Here is a 16,586-nt window from a genome sequence, read left to right on the forward strand (position 1 = left end):
CCGTAATCCTTATCTTTGCGTTTATGTATTCCCTAGCAGAAGAAAATTATCTTAAAGCATTATACCTCATTGCAGGAGCCTCCGGAGCCGTTAATGTTAACGACTTAAGTAAGCATTTGAATATCAAAATGCCCACGGTAAACAGCATGATGAAAAAGCTTTATGAAAAAAAACTGGTTGAATACGAAAGCTACAAACCGATCCGGCTTACCAAAGAAGGCCAAAAGCAAGCCGCGCTCATTATCCGAAAACACCGGCTTACTGAGATGTTTCTTGTGGAGAAAATGGGCTTTGGCTGGGAAGAGGTACATGAAATTGCCGAGCAGATCGAACACTTACATTCTCCCTTGTTTTTCGATAAAATGGATGCAATGCTGGGCTTCCCCAAAGCAGATCCGCATGGATCTCCTATTCCGAACAAAAGTGGTGAAATGGAATGGGTGGATTATGTAAACCTCTGTGATTGTAAAGAAGGCGAAAAAGTTATTTTATCCGCAGTAACGCGCTCTTCCGACGAATTTTTAAAATTCCTGAATACCAAGCAAATCAAACTGGGTGATCCCATTGTCGTGCATCATATAGAACCATATGATGGCAGTATGCAGCTCCTTATTGGTAAAAATCCCCTGGAAACCTATAGTAAAGTCGTCTGTGAGAAACTATTAGTCCGCAGATAATCCTGTTCAATTTATAATTTTTTGTTATAATATTGCATATTATCTTTGCCAACAACAGCTAAATATCATTAAGGCGCCTCCCCCCGGCCCGATAATCACAAATTAATGACAAAATAAATTTGGTTGACATATCAACCAAATTTACCTTTGCAGGAAATTTCAATTTTCATATAGTGAAAAACATCAAAGAAAATTTTCTGGAAGGACTAGAGCATTCCTTTTTCGGACAGCTCAGAAAAGTTTTAGTGGCGTCGCACCGCATCAGTAGTAAGCTTATTGCAGAAACCAAATTACCCTTACAAGTAGATCAGCTTCCTGTATTCATGGCCATCTATATACACGATCAGATCTCTCAACAGGAAATAGCCAATAACATTTGCCGGGACAAAGCTTCCGTAAAAAGGACCATTAGTCATTTAGAAAAAAACGGTTTGGTGAAAATCCAACCGCATCCAACTGATAAAAGAGCAAACCTGATTAGCCTTACAGAAGAAGGAAATAAAGCGGTACTGCTTATTAACGACGTTATTGAAGAAGTCAATAAAACGATTAAAGAAGCCGCAGCCACCGATGTAGATTTACTGACAAACGCCCTTAAATCGCTCGGAGAAAAACTTGCCAGTCTGCCCGGATTGGATGATATCCATTGTCAACACATACAAAATTCATAATATATACTTAAGATGAAGCTAACTTTCAAAACCTTACTCCTGGCATCAATGATTGCCTCGGGAACCGCAGTACAAGCTCAGGAACAGCTTACACTGAAAGAAAGCATTGCTTACGGACTAAAACACAACCGTAGCATTACTATTTACAATAACAATAAATTACAAGCCCAACAAAAAGCGAGAGAAGCACTGTCTACTTATTTGCCTCAGGTAAATATCAATGCAGGATTGGACGATAACCTGAAGCTCCCGGTAACGATCATCCCGGCGGGTGCATTCGGACCCGGTACACCGGCGCAAAGAGTAAGTTTTGGTACGCAGTACAACTCAACCCATTCGGTGCAATTGGATCAGCCAATCTTCAACCAGGCAGCCATTACGGGTTTAAAAGCAAGAAAACCTAATATTGACCTGGCGCAATTGAATGAAGAACTGAACCAACAGAACATCATATACAATATTGCGAATGCCTATTATAAAATCATCATTACCCAAAAACAACTGGAATTATTGCAAGACAATAAAACCCGGATGGAAAAAACACTGGCAATTGCACAGTTAAGGGCAAAAGAAGGTGTGGCTAAAAAAATAGATATCAAACAGGTACAGGTAAACATCAATAATACTGTATCTCAGATATCCGTGACGCAAAACTCTTATGAACTGGCGCTGAATACTTTGAAGTTTCATTTGGGAAAAGACCTTGCAGAACAGGTTTTATTGAGCGACACTTCCAGATGGCTGAGTCCGTCAGCAGTATTAAATGCAGATGCCCCAATCTTCGATTATAAGAAGACTATTGATTATAAGTTGAATTACACGCAACTGACTTTATTGGATATCAATAGAAAAAATATCAGAGACGGCCGCTACCCTACCCTTAACTTTTATGCCCGTTATGGTGCGAACGGTTTCGGTAACGATATTGGCAAGGCATATAGCGAGCTCTATGATTTTGCGGTAGTGGGATTGAAATTTTCCTGGAACATTTTTGGAGGGTTCAAAAGAGATGCCCAATATAAAATGGCCAATATTGATTATATAAATGCTCAAGAGAATCTTAAACTACAAGAGGAACAACAAATATTGACTTACCAGAATGCAGGTCTGGCCTTCAGCAGAGCACAAAGCACTATTGTGACCAATAAAGCAAATATGGATATGGCCAATGAGGTATATGCCAATGTAGCCACACAACATAAAGAAGGTATTGCCACCCTGACAGAGTTATTGAATGCTGAAAACTCTTATCAGCAGGCACAAAACAATTACATACAGTCCTTGTTAGATTTTTACCTGGCAGAGATCGAGCTCAAAAAAGCCAACGGAACTTTAGACGAATATTACGCACAATTATAATTATCAAAAAACAAACAAAACAAATCATATATTTTTATGAATAAGAAAGCTATCCTTCCCATTATTATTGTGATTGCAGTTATTGCTGCTATTGCATGGAAACTATCTTCCAACAAGAAGAAAATAGACGAGAAAAACAAGCCTGAGGTACAAAAGAATGTATCTATTCCGGTGTCTGTAGCGACGGTAAAGAAAGAAATGATTACCGATCAGCTGATGAAAACCGGAAACCTGATTCCGAACAGAGAAGCCGATATTATGGCCATTTCTGCCGGTAAACTGACTTCTGTAAATTTCAAATTAGGCAGTTATGTAAGCCAGGGAGGCGTAGTCGCTCAGGTAGACAGCCGTCAGCAATCTATCAACCTGAGACAAGCTGAAATCGCAAAAGCTAAAGCAGATAAGGATTTCACGAGATACAAGAATTTGTTAGAAGGTGAAGCCGCTACTGAGGTAAACTTTCAGGATGCGAAATATCAAAGAGATAATGCCACAACACAAATCGACTTATTGCACAAACAAATTGCAGATAATACGATCAAATCTCCGATTAGCGGTCAGGTAGTGAGCAAATTAAAAGAACCGGGAGAATATGTAAGTGCAGGTACACCACTGGCCCATGTCGTAGACATCTCACAATTGAAAGTTAATGTAATGGTGAGTGAAAACGATGCGTATGGATTGAAAATCGGTGATAAAGTAACGGTAACCACTGATATTTACACTGGTCATACCTTCTCCGGTACTATTTCTTTTATCAGTGCACAGGGTGATGCAACGCATAACTATCCGGTAGAAATCTTATTACAAAACAATAGCAGTTTCCCATTAAAAGCGGGAACGACGGTTTCTGTTAATTTCAACAAGAAAGGTGGCGGATACATGATGTTGATTCCAAGAACTGCCTTAACGCAAGGAATGAAAACACCTAAGGTTTATGTAGTGGAAAACAATATTGCAGTATTAAAAGACATCGTGATCGGCAGAGAGATCGGCAACCAAATCGAAGTGTTGAGCGGCCTGGCCGAAGGAACAGATGTTGTGGTAAGCGGACAGATCAATATCAAAAACGGATCGACCGTAAAATCAGTTAAATAAGCATACTGCTTAATGTTATAAAAGGACATAATCTATTCTCAAGAATACATTAAAAAATATTAAATGAAAAAACTAACGGAACTGTCCATTAACAGGCCCCTACTGATTACGGTAGTATTTGTGGTACTGATCTTATTTGGACTGATATCATATAACAAACTGAACTACAACTTGCTTCCCAAGTTTGATGCCAATGTAGTTTCTGTTGTCACCACTTATCGTGGTGCTTCGGCAGACGAGATCGAAACCTCGGTAACCAAACATATCGAAGATGCGGTATCTTCTTTAGAAGGAATTAAACGCATCAACTCTTCCAGCCAGGAAGGAGCTTCTTTGATTACGATCGAATTGAATGCCGATGCGGATGTAAACAAAGCACAAAATGATGCCCAAAGAAAGGTAGACCAAATCGCGGCTACCCTTCCTGAAAATGTGGATCGTTCTATTGTAAACAAGTTCTCCTCAGACGACATTCCCGTAATACGTATGGGGGTTGCCGCAAGTGTGGATGATCGTACTTTGTACGACATTGTAGACCAGCAGATCAAACCACAATTAGGTAATATACCCGGTGTGGGCCAAATCAACCTGGTAGGTGGTAACGAACGCCAGATTAATATCAATGCAAATGTAGATAAGCTGAATGCTTACAACATGACCATTGCACAATTATCCCAGATCGTAAACTTAGCCAGCCTTTCTACCCCTGCGGGTAAAGTAGAAACAGGATCTAACCAGTTCTCTATTAAGTTCGATGCCAAATTTAATGATATCGAACAGTTGAAAGACATGGTGGTGATGCGCAGTAAAGACGGTGGTGATGTACGTCTTAAAGATGTGGCAGATGTTATGGACGGACAACAGGACGCAACGGCCATCAACCGGGTAAACGGCCTGCCTTCTATTGGTATCCAGATCATGAAACAAACCGATGCGAATGCCGTAGAGGTGAGTAAACTGGTAAGGGCAAAGATTACGGAAATAGAAAAAACATACTCTGATAAACACTTAAAATTCAGCATTTCTTCCGATCAAAGTACCTATACCCTCGAATCTGCCAATGCGGTAATGTTCGATTTGGTACTGGCAATTATTATTGTATCGATCGTGATGTTGCTGTTCCTGCACAGTTTAAGAAGTTCCCTGTTCGTACTGATAGCCTTACCGGCTTCTATGATCCCGACATTTATCTTTATGTACATGTTTGGCATGTCCTTAAACCTGATGACGCTGATGGCCCTCTCACTGGTCGTTGGTATCCTTGTGGATGACTCTATCGTAATTCTGGAGAATATCATGCGTCATATGGAAATGGGTAAAAACAAACGCCAGGCTACTATTGATGGTCGTGCAGAGATCGGGTTTACCGCTATGGCCATTACTTTGGTGGATGTGGTGGTGTTCTTACCCATGGCCCTGACCTCCGGTATGATCGGTAACATCCTTAGAGAATTTGCCTTGGTGGTCGTATGTTCTACCTTAATGAGTTTGATGGTATGTTTTACCTTAACACCGCTTCTGGCTTCACGGTTTGCTAAAATTGTACACCTGGATAAGAAAACGCTTTGGGGTAGATTTAATATTTGGTTTGAAAACCAGATTACCAAAATCAGAGATGGTTATACCTCTATCCTGAAATGGGCTTTGGGTAAAAAACGTTATGTATTTATCCTGACTATATTATTATTAATCGGTTCTTTCTCTCTGCTGGCTACCGGCTTTATCGGTGGTGCCTTTATCAGTAAAGGAGACAAAGGGGAAATGGTGATCAAACTGGAATTAGAGCCTCAGGCTTCTTTATACCAAACCAGTATGCTGACCCAACAGGCCGAAAAAATATTGCTGAGCCAACCGGAAGTAATTGACTTGTTTAGTAATATCGGTTACTCCAGCAATGGTATGGCCAGTTCTAGCAACAGTAACTTATCAGAAATCAATGTAAAACTGAATGATAAGAAAAAACGTACGATTTCGACCGCAGCATTTGCGAAGAAAATGTACGACACCATCAGTACCATTGCGGGTGCTAAAGTGACCGTAAGTGAGGTCGATATCATGGGTAATGCTGCCCAGGGAGATGTTCAGGTATTGGTAAAAGGGCCGAATCGCGCCTCCGTACAGAAAACGGCTATCGAGATGAAACGCCTTATTGAGCAGACACCTGGTACCAACTATGTAGAATTCAGTACCAAGAATCCAAAGCCACAGATTGAGATTAGTCTCGACAGGCAGAAAATGGCGATGTATGGCATTAACCCAAGTGAGATTGCCAGTGCGGTATCCAATGCCTTCAGGGGTAATGATAATGCCAAATTCACCTATAGTGGTAATGAATATGACATCATGGTACAAAATGATGCGACAGACAGAAGTAATATCGACAATGTAAGAAAGCTGAATTTTGTAACTGCTCAGGGCTTATCCTTTACCTTAGATCAGTTTGCAACGATCAACGAGGTAATGGGAGAATCGGTACTGCAAAGAAGTAACCGTTTATCCTCCATCACTATCAACGCTACGGTAACCGGTCGTTCTGTAGGTACGGTAGGACAGGAACTGCAAAAGAAATTTGATGTCATAAAATTCCAGGATGGAGTAACCTGGGAGTATATTGGTAACCTGGCCAATCAAGCAGACTCTTTTACCAGTTTGTTAGCGGCTTTGGGGATCGGTATCCTGTTGGTATACCTGATCATGGTAGCCTTATATGAAAATGCCATCTATCCGTTCGTTGTATTGTTTGCCTTACCATTGGCCATGATCGGAGCCTTCCTGGCGCTGGCTTTAACAATGAATGAGATGACCATTTTTGCAATGATCGGTCTGATCATGCTCATGGGGCTCGTGGCGAAGAATGGTATCCTTATTGTGGATTTCACCAACCAGCGTAAAGCAGAAGGTGCGGGATTGGTAGAAGCCCTTATCGATGCCGGTAGAGAACGTTTCCGTCCTATTATGATGACGACGATCGCGATGATCGCAGGTATGTTGCCGATCGCGATGGCCAGCGGTAGCGGTGCTGAAGTGAAGAACGGGATGGCTTGGGTGATCATTGGTGGTCTGACCAGCTCTCTCTTACTGACCCTGATCGTTGTACCTTGTGTATATTATATAGTAGATAAATTGTTGGGAAGATTCAGCAGCAGAAGAAGAAAGAAAATGGTGAGAAAAGTAATCGCAAGACAAGTAGAAGTGCAAGAAAGAGGACACTAAATGAGTAAAAAAAAGAAACTGGTTATATTAACCGGAGCCGGCATCAGCGCGGAAAGCGGATTACAAACTTTCCGCGATGGTGACGGGCTTTGGGAAAATCACAGAGTAGAAGATGTAGCCACACCGGAAGCATTTGCCAGAGATCCTGAATTGGTTTTGGAATTCTATAATTTCCGCAGAAAGGCTTGTGCTACCGCATTACCCAATGCCGCCCACAAAGGCCTAGCTGCTTTGGAAACCGATTTTGAAGTAAGCATTATCACGCAGAATATAGACGATTTGCATGAACGTGCCGGTTCTACACAAGTTCATCACTTACACGGTGAGATTTTTAAAATGCGCAGTGTAGCGAATGAAGATGTGATCTACGATATTAGAGCAGACATCAAGCATGGTGATTTGGCAGAAGATGGCAGCCAGTTACGGCCGCATATTGTTTGGTTCGGCGAAGCCGTTCCCATGATTTATGAAGTGATGCCTATCGTACAAAGCGCTGATATTTTTGTGATCATAGGCACTTCCCTCTTGGTGTATCCTGCAGCCGGTTTAGTAGACTTGGTACCCACGGGACACCCGGTGTATGTGCTGGACAAAAAAATACCCTTGCTCAAACGCTCTCCTTATTTGAGGACGATCGAGCAAACAGCCAGCGAAGGAATTGCTGAATTAACCGAATCATTAAAGAGTTTATTATAAACAACAACAAACAAAAACAAGAGAAGGTACTCCTTATGGGGTACCTTTTTCTTTTGGTGGTTTTATCTTGAAGGTAATTCTATGAAAAGGGGTGTGCCCTTTGCTCATCGTGATGCGCTTATGCGCCGGCGTAGGATAGCCTTTATTGGTTTTCCAGTCATAGTCGGGATAGGACTCCGAAAGCTGCTCAATATATTCATCCCTATAGGTTTTAGCGAGGATACTCGCGGCGGCAATACTGGCATATTTCGAATCTCCTTTCACAATACATTGATGAGGAATGCCCAGATAAGCCGGAAAGCGATTCCCGTCGATCAACAGTAATTCCGGTTTGATCAGGAGTTTATCCACACATTGATGCATGGCCTTAAAAGAAGCCTTCAGAATGTTGATCACATCGATCTCTTCATTGTCAATAAAAGTTACGGCAAAAGCCAAAGCCTGTTGCTCCACCACCGGCCTTAAAAGTGCGCGGTCCCTTTCGCTTAGCTGCTTACTATCATTCAGCAGTGGATGATAAAAATCTTTGGGTAAAATCACTGCAGCGGCCACTACCGGACCGGCGATACAGCCCCTTCCGGCCTCATCACAACCCGCTTCAATCAGTTCTTTAGTATAACTTGCGGCTAACATTTTAAGGAAGTATTTTTTCAAAAATCTTATAAGGAATATCCAGTAGTTTGTCTACCGGCTTCAATTGCTTTCTTCTTTTTTTCCCAATCAAAAACCGTTGGGTATACATCAGCCTCAGGTATCCGGTATTTGATACAAAATTGGGCTCAAAGACCGTACCGCCAATAGGTATCCTGTTATTGGTGGCCAAAAGCGCCAGATTCCAAAAGTCACTGTTGTATCCTACTTTTGCCCACAGGCTCAGGTTCACGCCCATACTCACTTCCTCCCCCGTTTGTCCCAGGGTATTGGTTCGTTTTATAAAATTAACCGGAACTTTAGCACTCACAATGCCGGTCATAAAAAAGTGTTTATCAAACACATAGGTATAGGCATAGCCCGCCCCTAAACCGAGGCTCCAGATACGATTCTTCAGTACATCTGCATGATAATAATCTGCTGCAATATTTCGGGGCACAAAGACACTGTCTGCTTTATTAATGCCTAAAAAAATGTCTAAAGAAATTAAGGGCGTTCCTCCCGAACGCTTTTGCCACTGTACCGAAGAGATATTGGCACTAAAAGAAAAATCCTTTTTTAATCCAAAAGAAGTAGCTGCCCCTAAAAAGACCATACCCATATCCGGGCGGGCATAGGCTTCTTGTCCCGGCGCAAGTACAAAAGACTGGTCGCTAAAAAAACCTTTATAATATTGTGCATACAGGAAAGAAACATACCTGCGTCCGGACAACTGCGACTGAAAATCCAGTGCTTTGGTACGTATGGTTTCGTTAGGCTTGTTCTGAATCACATTAAAAGTACCGCTCAAGGCAAGGTAGCGATATACAAAGCCCAGACCGAGTGCAATGCCCCGGTTGGGTTGATAGATCAGGTGATGATTATTCTTCATCGACTGGAAATTTTGCCGCACATTTTTCTGTTGCAGGTAAAAGGTAAGTCCAAAATGTTTGTCGTACAGGTTTACCCTTTCCGAGTCCACAACCGGGTGGTACCATTTGTCCTCTTTTTCTGTTAAACGGGTACCTGTCGTATCCCTAAGCGCTTGCGCACTGCAATAGTTCAGACCATTCAAAAATAATACAGCCGCCAGCACGTACCCCCCCATTTTCCCAATCAAAGCCCTATCATATTTTTGGATCATCAATAAAAAACTATTTTATAGAAATGCAATGCGCAAATCTACTGAATATTCAATAAACCGTTTTTTTGTATCACATTGAATATTTTCTCATACACTCACTAATGTCAAGGTTATCAGCAAAACAAAAGTTTATGACAAGACCATATATCCCTTTTTTTGCTTTTTTAGTATTGTTATTATCCAGCATTTCTTTGTCTACTGATTTTGCAACTTCCGTTGTTCCAGGTTGGCATACTACTGTTTTTTCACCCTATTTTCTCGGAAAATCCACTATAATCATTACACTACTCCTTGTGACAATAGGATACTTTTTCTTATCAAAACGGACCGCGAATATTAGTCGGATAATATTTTTCATACATTTAATATTAACCATCCCATTTATCCTATTTTTAAAATTCCCATCCATATTTTTAGGTATATCCCACGCTAACCCGGAAAAAATGGGTGAAGCTTTATCCTTACGGATAACCTTGATGTTTTTGGCAGGCGTGCTTTTCATAGCAGGCCAAGTTACATTCCTCGTTTATTTTATTAGAAATATTATTATTAAACGCACGCTTATATAAAAAAGGATAAAAGAGATAATTATAAACCTGTTGCAATACTATCAATCCTTTGCCAATCCCGTTTACAGGGGTCATAAATATAGAATATTAACCGGTCTGCATCATTTCAATTATATGTGGTAATGGACATATAAAATACTAATTTCGTGTACATATATTCAAAGTCTAAGCAATTATTCCAATGAAAAAAAGATACGTCTTTCTCCTGATCTTCCTGCTGACCGGTATGGTCATGTTCTTTAGCAATCCAAAAGAACAAACCCATAGAGATGCGGTCTCTAAGGAAATTATGAGTGCCTTATCAGAAGAAAAGGACCAGATCGAACAAAAAGGAAATCTCGCCGGTGTGATGATGAACAACCTGAATGATGATGTATTCAAGCTTATGGTGACCCCTATGGTAAAGAATGCGGTCATCCGTGAAGATTATGTCGTTTTCTCACTCACCCGACTTAAACTGGGCGCTATAGACCGCCGCGTGGGTATTGGCCTCTTTGGCAAGGTATTTATTGCACCGCAGGTAAAAACCACTATTAAAGATAATATTCAGCAGTATTTTAAATAGAGGAATGTCATACCGTAAATCGAAAAAAGGAATTGCCATAGCACTGGTCCTGTTGGCTATTGTGTTGCTGCTCGTTAATAGGAACACAAATTCGGGACGAAAATCAGGTACGACCAACACACAGGTGCAACAGGTGATTGCGGCAGATGCGCCCCTTTCTTTTACCAAGCATGCCCGCTGCCGTATGGCTTGCAGAGGCATTACTGAAGAGGAGATCAGGGAAGTATTGCGCGAGGGGCATATTAACCTCAAAAAATCAGATGTGAATGACCGGCCCTGCCCCAGTTATGCCATAGAAGACAAAGTACAGGACGGGCAGGAGTTGAGGATTGTTTTCGGGGTCTGTGACCGGCAAATCAAGGTCATTACCTGTATTGATCTCGACGTGGAGTATTCCTGCGATTGCAACTAATTTTTTTTCATCAGACCATTAAAAAATATTACTTTTGGTCACTTCAAACACGCACAATGGGTTTTAATAAAGTAGTAGCAAATGCCGAAGAGGCCATAAAAGATATTCAAGATGGTGCAGTGATCATGCTCGGAGGCTTCGGTCTTTGTGGCATTCCTGAAAACTGTATTAATGCTTTGGTAAAGCAGGGCACTAAAGACCTGACTTGCATTTCTAACAATGCCGGTGTAGATGATTTCGGTATTGGCTTAATGCTAAAAACGAAGCAGGTAAAGAAAATGATCTCCAGTTATGTGGGTGAAAATGCAGAATTTGAGCGCCAGTTATTAAGCGGAGAATTAGAAGTAGAATTGATTCCGCAAGGCACCCTTGCTACGCGCTGTTTAGCGACTGCTTATGGTATGCCGGCAATATTTACACCTGCCGGTGTGGGTACAGAAGTAGCCGAAGGAAAAGAAGTGCGCAACTTCAATGGCAAGGACTATCTGATGGAAATGGCCTTTGATGCGGATTTTGCAATTGTAAAAGCGTGGAAAGGTGATACTTCCGGCAACATTGTGTTTAACAAAACGGCCCGTAACTTTAATGAAGTGATGGCAAAAGCCGGTAAAATAACCATCGTAGAAGTAGAAGAACTGGTACCAGCCGGTGACTTAGATCCGAATGCAATCCATGTACCGGGTATTTATGTACACCGTATCTTCCAGGGTACTGATTATGAAAAACGCATTGAACAAAGAACCGTTTCTAAATAGGTTTAAACGTGAACTTTCTTAATAAAAAGATTGTGGCGCGCCACAATCTTTTTATTACTGTTTGAGCGAATATAAGTTCAGCCTCTATCGCTGTTTCCCGGTCAACATCGGCACGAAATACGCTTTACCCACCACCTCTTCGGTATATCCGGTAGCGGTCTTTACAATCTTCTTCATTTGCTGCTCTTCATCTCCGACAGGAATGACCATAATGCCACCAACCTTTAATTGCTGGATTAATTTTTCCGGGATATAAGGTGCCGCAGCGGTCACAATTACTTTATCGAAAGGTGCATAAGAAGGTAAGCCTTCAAAGCCGTCACCATAAAAGCGTTTGATGCCGTTCAGGGTTTTTAAATATTCGAATTGATTCATCTGTTTGAACAATTCCTGCTGGCGTTCAATGGAAAATATCTTTGCGCCCAGCATAGCCAGTACACAGGCCTGATAGGCACTTCCGGTACCTACTTCCAGGATTTTCTCATAGGGTTTTACTTCCAGGATTTGCGTTTGCAGGGCAACGGTAAAAGGATGGGAAATCGTTTGGCCGGCAGCAATAGGAAAGGCCCTGTTCTCATAAGCATAGCGCTCGAGCGCCGAATCGAGGAAATAATGACGGGGCACTTTATTGACTGCATCTAACACCTTTTCATCTGTAATGCCTAAAGTGCGCAGTTCCTCTACTAACTTTTTGCGTAGTCCTTTGTGTAAATAAGTATCTTCTTTTGGTAAATGGTGCATATCGGTACAAAGATACTTAATTCAGGAGGAGTGGTACTTCATTAGTTATTCACTTGTGAAGGAAGCCTAATATTTCATCTGCATGCTGAAATAAGGCATAAAAAAAAAGAGCCAGAAGTTAATACTTCAGGCTCCTTTTTGGTAATTAATATAATTAACGAACTAATGTTACATTGATTGCATTCATACCTTTGCGACCTTGTTGCATTTCATACTCAACGTTGTCGTTTTCTTTTACTTCGTCAATTAATCCGCTTACATGTACGAAGATATCTTCGCTGTTGTTGTTCGCTTTAATGAAGCCGAAGCCTTTTTCTGAGTTAAAGAACTTTACAGTTCCTTGGAATTTTTGATTTTCCACTTTTGTAATGATTTAATTATTTTATTAATAATGCTAAGATAATGGAATTATATTAAAAACCGCACATTTGTCGGAATTATATTACAATTAACATTTAGTTCAAAAAAGGCATCTTTACTATCGTCGCTTTCAACGATTTATCTCTTACCGACACAAATACTTCAGAACCTTCTGCAGCATTAGCTTTCGCCACATAAGCGATACCGATAGCCTTACCTAAAGAAGGTGATTGTGTACCGGAAGTCACCACTCCGATTTCATTTCCGGCAGCGTCTTTAAGGGCATATCCATGACGAGGAATACCTTTATCCACCATTTCAATACCCACTAATTTACGGGCAGCACCTGCTTCTTTCACGCCTGCGATAATATCTTTTGCCGTAAAATCTTTCGTAAACTTGGTGATCCAACCTAAACCGGCTTCAATAGGAGAAGTGGTATCGTCGATATCGTTTCCGTACAAACAAAAACCTTTTTCCAAACGCAGGGTATCTCTTGCACCCAATCCGATTGCTTTTAAGCCTTTAGGAGCACCTACTTCAAAGATTGCATCCCATATTTTGGAAGCATCGTCACCTTTATCTTCAAAATAGATCTCTACCCCACCCGAACCGGTGTAACCGGTCGCACTGATGATCACATTATCAACACCGGCAAAAGTCCCTACCGCAAAAGTGTAATACTTTAAATTAGCCAGTTCTACATCTGTTAAAGATTGCATCAACTCCGTAGCTTTAGGACCCTGGATCGCCAACAAAGCCATCTGCTCAGAAATGTTCTCCACCACAGCGTTATTGGTATTGTTCTTCACCACCCAATTCCAGTCCTTTTCGATATTAGAGGCATTCACCACCAACATATATTTTTCGTTAGGCTCAAAGCAGTATACGATCAGGTCATCAATTATTCCTCCCTGTTCATTAGGGAAACAAGAATATTGCGCCTTACCCTCGGTCAGTTTTGAAGCATCATTACTGGTAATGCGCTGTATTAAATCCAATGCATTAGGGCCGCTAATGATAAATTCCCCCATGTGGCTCACATCAAACACACCGGCCGCATTACGCACCGTAGCATGCTCATCGTTGATACTGGAATAAGAAATAGGCATATTATATCCTGCAAATTCGGCCATCTTTGCACCAAGGGCAATATGCTTCGCCGTAAAGGGGGTGTTCTTCATTATTATATTATTTTTGATTTTTAATGCGACAAAGATAATATATTCATTATACAGATGCTACAGCTCTTACATCATAATAATAATTAGGGGCAGATAATGTTCCTTTTTGTTAAATTTGACCACAATTGGCAGCACATAAAATCATTGCTTCAAACTATTATTATATTTGCTTGCCCTAATCTGGTTTATTCTATTTTATGTTTACATTTCAGCACAGCGCCTATTTGTGGTTATTACCGGTTGTTTTGCTTCTTATATTCCTTTATGTAAGGTATCTAAAATGGCGCAGGACTACAGTACAGCGCCTGGGTAATCCGAGGCTGGTTCCGGTATTGATCAAAGGCAAAATAGCCGGCAGGGCGACGACCAAACTGGTTCTGGTTACAGGGGCTATTATCTTTGGCATTATTGGCCTGGCCAATTTACAAATGGGAAAAGATACCGAGAAGATTGAGCGAAAAGGAGTAGATGTGATGTTTGCGTTGGACGTGAGTAAAAGCATGCTGGCTAAAGACATTAGCCCGGACCGCCTGACCCGTGCCAAATTGCTGATACAAACGATGATCAATAAAATGAGCGATGACAGAACCGGACTGATCCTGTTCGCGGGCAGGGCATACCTGCAATCACCGCTCACAGTTGATTATGCCAGTACAAAAATGCTACTCAGCGGTGCCGGTCCTGATGTAGTACCCACACAAGGCACTGTACTTGGAGATGCCATTGAAATGGCCAATCAGGCATTTAACAATAAAGATAAAAAATCGAAAGTGATCATCCTTTTGTCCGATGGTGAAGACCATGATGAGAAAGCGGCGAAAATGGCCGAAAATGCTGCGGACAATGGTATCATCATTCATACGATAGGGATTGGCTCTGTTGCCGGCGCACCCATCTTCGACCCGACATTGGGTAGCAATAAGCTAGATGCACAAGGTCATGAAATTATTTCAAAATTAAATGAAGCGGAATTACAACAAATCGCAGCAGCCGGCAAAGGCACTTATCAATTACTGACCAATAACAATGAAACAGTATCGAATCTGCTAAGCCAGATCGATAAAATGGAAGCGAAGAATATGGGTTCCGTATTGTTTGCCAATTACAAAAGTTATTTTCAGTATTTTTTATTGGTTGCCGTCGTTTTATTATTAATCGACTGGTTTATTCCTGCGGCCAAAAAATCTAATATGAGCGTGGAACACAGCTTTCAAACGACCGGAGTATAATATGAAGTCTTTATTTTTCCTGATCCCCATCCTTCTCTTGTCTTACAGCATCTTTGCACAGCAGGAAACCAAAACGGGCAATAGTAATCCTTCCTTGCGTGAAGGCAATAGCTTGTATCTTAAAAAAGATTACGCCGGAGCAGAAAATATGTTTCAAAAAGCATTAGCCATAAACAATGTAAATCCGGTTACTTATTTTAATCAGGGTGATGCCCTGATGCAAAATAAAAAATATGAGGATGCCCGAAAAAGTTTTAATCAGTCGATTGCCCATACAAACGATAAACAGCTAAAGGCCAAAGCACATCACAATATCGGTAATGCATTTGCCCAGGAAAAAAAATGGCAGGGCGCTGTAGATGCGTATAAAAGTGCGCTGCGCCTGAATCCGGCAGATGCCGATACCAAATACAACCTGGCTTATGCTCAGAAAATGCTGCAGCACGAGAAAGATCAAAATAAAGATAAGAAAGACGATAAGGATAAGAAGGACGACCAGAAAGACAAGGATAAAGATAAAGACAAACAAGATCCGGATAAAAAGGACCCAAAAGACGATAAAAAAGACCCCGAACAAAAAGACAAACAGGATCCTGATAAGAAAGACGGAGACAAAGGGGAGCAACCCAAGCCGCAGGACGGACCGATGAGTGAAAAGCAAGCCAATGACATTCTGAATTCCTTACAACAAAATGAAAAGAAAGTTCAATCCAATAAAAACAAACAGGGTACGGTTCCTGTAAAACTTGATAAAGACTGGTAATATTAAAATGGCGCGCCTTCGGCGCGCCATTTTAATATTACCAGTAAAGAATACCCTTATTTATTACCCGGCGGAAATTTGTCGGCAATCAGGTTCAGGCGGATATTATGTTCCAGATAAGCCTTTAGCCCATCCAGTACGGTGGTAAAACCACCCATATTATCCATTACCACAGGCAATAGATCCTCGCCTTGTTCTGTAAACCCATAATTGCTGATTTCGACATAAGTTGTATCTTCTGTAAGTGCTTTAAACTCAAACTCTATGGTTGTTTTTCCTGCTCCCCATACGACCGTTATCTTTTCGTTGGGTTTGATTGCTTTTACCCAAACCTCTGTAGCGAACTGATACATTTCCCATTCCCAGGTCACCATACCATCTTCCACCAAAGGTCCGCTCGATTTGGTAAACCAGAAGTTTATCGTCTGCGCCGGATCAATAAATGCCTGAAACACTTCAGCAGCAGGCTTTCTGATCAGCATTTGCGCCGTTACGGTTACCGTTTGATTCCTCATTAACT

18 protein-coding genes are annotated in these 16,586 nt (G+C 41.3%); 12 read left to right on the plus strand and 6 right to left on the minus strand.

Translation table 11 applies throughout. The features are described from left to right. The first annotated feature begins 23 nt into the window (after nucleotides 1-23). From DBR32_RS02095 to DBR32_RS02120, 6 genes are all read left to right on the plus strand, one after another. Nucleotides 24-677: a metal-dependent transcriptional regulator gene (locus tag DBR32_RS02095; protein WP_124634627.1), complete on the plus strand. Its 654-nt coding sequence runs from the start codon at nucleotides 24-26 to the stop codon at nucleotides 675-677. 173 nt (nucleotides 678-850) lie between these two features. Further along, a complete protein-coding gene (locus DBR32_RS02100; RefSeq protein WP_124634628.1) occupies nucleotides 851-1,348 on the plus strand; it encodes a MarR family winged helix-turn-helix transcriptional regulator in 498 nt (165 codons plus the stop codon). A 12-nt stretch (nucleotides 1,349-1,360) separates the two neighbouring features. Beyond that, on the plus strand, nucleotides 1,361-2,707 hold the full coding sequence (locus DBR32_RS02105) for a TolC family protein (protein WP_124634629.1): 1,347 nt from the start codon (nucleotides 1,361-1,363) through the stop codon (nucleotides 2,705-2,707). A gap of 36 nt (nucleotides 2,708-2,743) precedes the next feature. Beyond that, nucleotides 2,744-3,805: an efflux RND transporter periplasmic adaptor subunit gene (locus DBR32_RS02110; protein ID WP_124634630.1), complete on the plus strand. Its 1,062-nt coding sequence runs from the start codon at nucleotides 2,744-2,746 to the stop codon at nucleotides 3,803-3,805. A gap of 63 nt (nucleotides 3,806-3,868) precedes the next feature. Then, nucleotides 3,869-7,018 carry an efflux RND transporter permease subunit gene (locus DBR32_RS02115; RefSeq protein ID WP_124634631.1) on the plus strand — a complete coding sequence of 1,050 codons (3,150 nt, stop codon included), beginning with the start codon at nucleotides 3,869-3,871 and terminating at the stop codon, nucleotides 7,016-7,018. Beyond that, the gene (locus tag DBR32_RS02120) at nucleotides 7,019-7,714 is read left to right on the plus strand and encodes an NAD-dependent deacylase (RefSeq protein ID WP_124634632.1); all 696 of its coding nucleotides are present in this window, start codon (nucleotides 7,019-7,021) and stop codon (nucleotides 7,712-7,714) included. It abuts the gene before it with no gap. A 33-nt stretch (nucleotides 7,715-7,747) separates the two neighbouring features. Here the strand turns inward: DBR32_RS02120 and DBR32_RS02125 are convergent, their stop codons facing one another. Both DBR32_RS02125 and DBR32_RS02130 read right to left on the minus strand, forming a co-directional pair. After that, nucleotides 7,748-8,347 (minus strand): ribonuclease HII, encoded by a 600-nt coding sequence (locus tag DBR32_RS02125; protein WP_124634633.1) that lies wholly within the window; start codon nucleotides 8,345-8,347, stop codon nucleotides 7,748-7,750. A gap of 1 nt (nucleotide 8,348) precedes the next feature. Next, nucleotides 8,349-9,488 (minus strand): DUF4421 family protein, encoded by a 1,140-nt coding sequence (locus tag DBR32_RS02130; protein WP_124634634.1) that lies wholly within the window; start codon nucleotides 9,486-9,488, stop codon nucleotides 8,349-8,351. A 131-nt stretch (nucleotides 9,489-9,619) separates the two neighbouring features. On the opposite strand from DBR32_RS02130, the gene DBR32_RS15670 reads away from it, so the two are divergent. The 4 genes from DBR32_RS15670 (at nucleotide 9,620) to DBR32_RS02145 (ending at nucleotide 11,789) form a co-directional block, all read left to right on the plus strand. Next, nucleotides 9,620-10,057, plus strand: coding sequence for a hypothetical protein (locus DBR32_RS15670; RefSeq protein WP_148089204.1), 438 nt, complete (start codon nucleotides 9,620-9,622; stop codon nucleotides 10,055-10,057). Between the two features lie 181 nt (nucleotides 10,058-10,238). Then, a complete protein-coding gene (locus DBR32_RS02135) occupies nucleotides 10,239-10,622 on the plus strand; it encodes a DUF4359 domain-containing protein (RefSeq protein ID WP_124634635.1) in 384 nt (127 codons plus the stop codon). A 4-nt stretch (nucleotides 10,623-10,626) separates the two neighbouring features. Then, nucleotides 10,627-11,034 carry a DUF4258 domain-containing protein gene (locus tag DBR32_RS02140; RefSeq protein ID WP_124634636.1) on the plus strand — a complete coding sequence of 136 codons (408 nt, stop codon included), beginning with the start codon at nucleotides 10,627-10,629 and terminating at the stop codon, nucleotides 11,032-11,034. Between the two features lie 56 nt (nucleotides 11,035-11,090). Further along, a complete protein-coding gene (locus DBR32_RS02145; RefSeq protein ID WP_124634637.1) occupies nucleotides 11,091-11,789 on the plus strand; it encodes a CoA transferase subunit A in 699 nt (232 codons plus the stop codon). An 84-nt stretch (nucleotides 11,790-11,873) separates the two neighbouring features. On the opposite strand, the gene DBR32_RS02150 is transcribed toward DBR32_RS02145, so the two are convergent. From DBR32_RS02150 to gcvT, 3 genes are all read right to left on the minus strand, one after another. Continuing rightward, on the minus strand, nucleotides 11,874-12,530 hold the full coding sequence (locus tag DBR32_RS02150; RefSeq protein ID WP_124634638.1) for a protein-L-isoaspartate(D-aspartate) O-methyltransferase: 657 nt from the start codon (nucleotides 12,528-12,530) through the stop codon (nucleotides 11,874-11,876). Nucleotides 12,531-12,684: 154 nt separating this feature from the next. Then, nucleotides 12,685-12,891 (minus strand): cold-shock protein, encoded by a 207-nt coding sequence (locus DBR32_RS02155; protein ID WP_124634639.1) that lies wholly within the window; start codon nucleotides 12,889-12,891, stop codon nucleotides 12,685-12,687. Between the two features lie 94 nt (nucleotides 12,892-12,985). Beyond that, entirely contained in the window at nucleotides 12,986-14,074 is a 1,089-nt protein-coding gene (gene gcvT, locus DBR32_RS02160) for a glycine cleavage system aminomethyltransferase GcvT (protein ID WP_124634640.1), read from the minus strand. Between the two features lie 197 nt (nucleotides 14,075-14,271). Between gcvT and DBR32_RS02165 the strand changes: the two genes are divergently transcribed. Both DBR32_RS02165 and DBR32_RS02170 read left to right on the plus strand, forming a co-directional pair. Beyond that, complete coding sequence (locus DBR32_RS02165) at nucleotides 14,272-15,303, plus strand: VWA domain-containing protein (RefSeq protein WP_124634641.1); 1,032 nt, start codon at nucleotides 14,272-14,274, stop codon at nucleotides 15,301-15,303. 1 nt (nucleotide 15,304) lies between these two features. Continuing rightward, nucleotides 15,305-16,066: a tetratricopeptide repeat protein gene (locus tag DBR32_RS02170; RefSeq protein ID WP_124634642.1), complete on the plus strand. Its 762-nt coding sequence runs from the start codon at nucleotides 15,305-15,307 to the stop codon at nucleotides 16,064-16,066. Between the two features lie 56 nt (nucleotides 16,067-16,122). Here DBR32_RS02170 and DBR32_RS02175 read toward each other — a convergent pair whose 3' ends face one another. After that, nucleotides 16,123-16,581: an SRPBCC family protein gene (locus DBR32_RS02175; protein ID WP_124634643.1), complete on the minus strand. Its 459-nt coding sequence runs from the start codon at nucleotides 16,579-16,581 to the stop codon at nucleotides 16,123-16,125. Nucleotides 16,582-16,586: the final 5 nt, after the last annotated feature.

Origin of the sequence: Taibaiella sp. KBW10 (assembly GCF_003852495.1) — a bacterium.
Taxonomy (GTDB): domain Bacteria; phylum Bacteroidota; class Bacteroidia; order Chitinophagales; family Chitinophagaceae; genus Edaphocola.

Excerpts from the sequence above, each read along its gene's own strand:
- DBR32_RS02095 (WP_124634627.1), top strand. The coding sequence starts at position 24 with ATGTATTCCCTAGCAGAAGAAAATTATCTTAAAGCATTATACCTCATT.
- DBR32_RS02105 (WP_124634629.1), top strand. The coding sequence starts at position 1,361 with ATGAAGCTAACTTTCAAAACCTTACTCCTGGCATCAATGATTGCCTCG.
- DBR32_RS02110 (WP_124634630.1), top strand. The coding sequence starts at position 2,744 with ATGAATAAGAAAGCTATCCTTCCCATTATTATTGTGATTGCAGTTATT.
- DBR32_RS02115 (WP_124634631.1), top strand. The coding sequence starts at position 3,869 with ATGAAAAAACTAACGGAACTGTCCATTAACAGGCCCCTACTGATTACG.
- DBR32_RS02120 (WP_124634632.1), top strand. The coding sequence starts at position 7,019 with ATGAGTAAAAAAAAGAAACTGGTTATATTAACCGGAGCCGGCATCAGC.
- DBR32_RS02125 (WP_124634633.1), bottom strand. The coding sequence starts at position 8,347 with ATGTTAGCCGCAAGTTATACTAAAGAACTGATTGAAGCGGGTTGTGAT.
- DBR32_RS02130 (WP_124634634.1), bottom strand. The coding sequence starts at position 9,488 with ATGATCCAAAAATATGATAGGGCTTTGATTGGGAAAATGGGGGGGTAC.
- DBR32_RS15670 (WP_148089204.1), top strand. The coding sequence starts at position 9,620 with ATGACAAGACCATATATCCCTTTTTTTGCTTTTTTAGTATTGTTATTA.
- DBR32_RS02135 (WP_124634635.1), top strand. The coding sequence starts at position 10,239 with ATGAAAAAAAGATACGTCTTTCTCCTGATCTTCCTGCTGACCGGTATG.
- DBR32_RS02140 (WP_124634636.1), top strand. The coding sequence starts at position 10,627 with ATGTCATACCGTAAATCGAAAAAAGGAATTGCCATAGCACTGGTCCTG.
- DBR32_RS02145 (WP_124634637.1), top strand. The coding sequence starts at position 11,091 with ATGGGTTTTAATAAAGTAGTAGCAAATGCCGAAGAGGCCATAAAAGAT.
- DBR32_RS02150 (WP_124634638.1), bottom strand. The coding sequence starts at position 12,530 with ATGCACCATTTACCAAAAGAAGATACTTATTTACACAAAGGACTACGC.
- gcvT (WP_124634640.1), bottom strand. The coding sequence starts at position 14,074 with ATGAAGAACACCCCCTTTACGGCGAAGCATATTGCCCTTGGTGCAAAG.
- DBR32_RS02165 (WP_124634641.1), top strand. The coding sequence starts at position 14,272 with ATGTTTACATTTCAGCACAGCGCCTATTTGTGGTTATTACCGGTTGTT.
- DBR32_RS02170 (WP_124634642.1), top strand. The coding sequence starts at position 15,305 with ATGAAGTCTTTATTTTTCCTGATCCCCATCCTTCTCTTGTCTTACAGC.
- DBR32_RS02175 (WP_124634643.1), bottom strand. The coding sequence starts at position 16,581 with ATGAGGAATCAAACGGTAACCGTAACGGCGCAAATGCTGATCAGAAAG.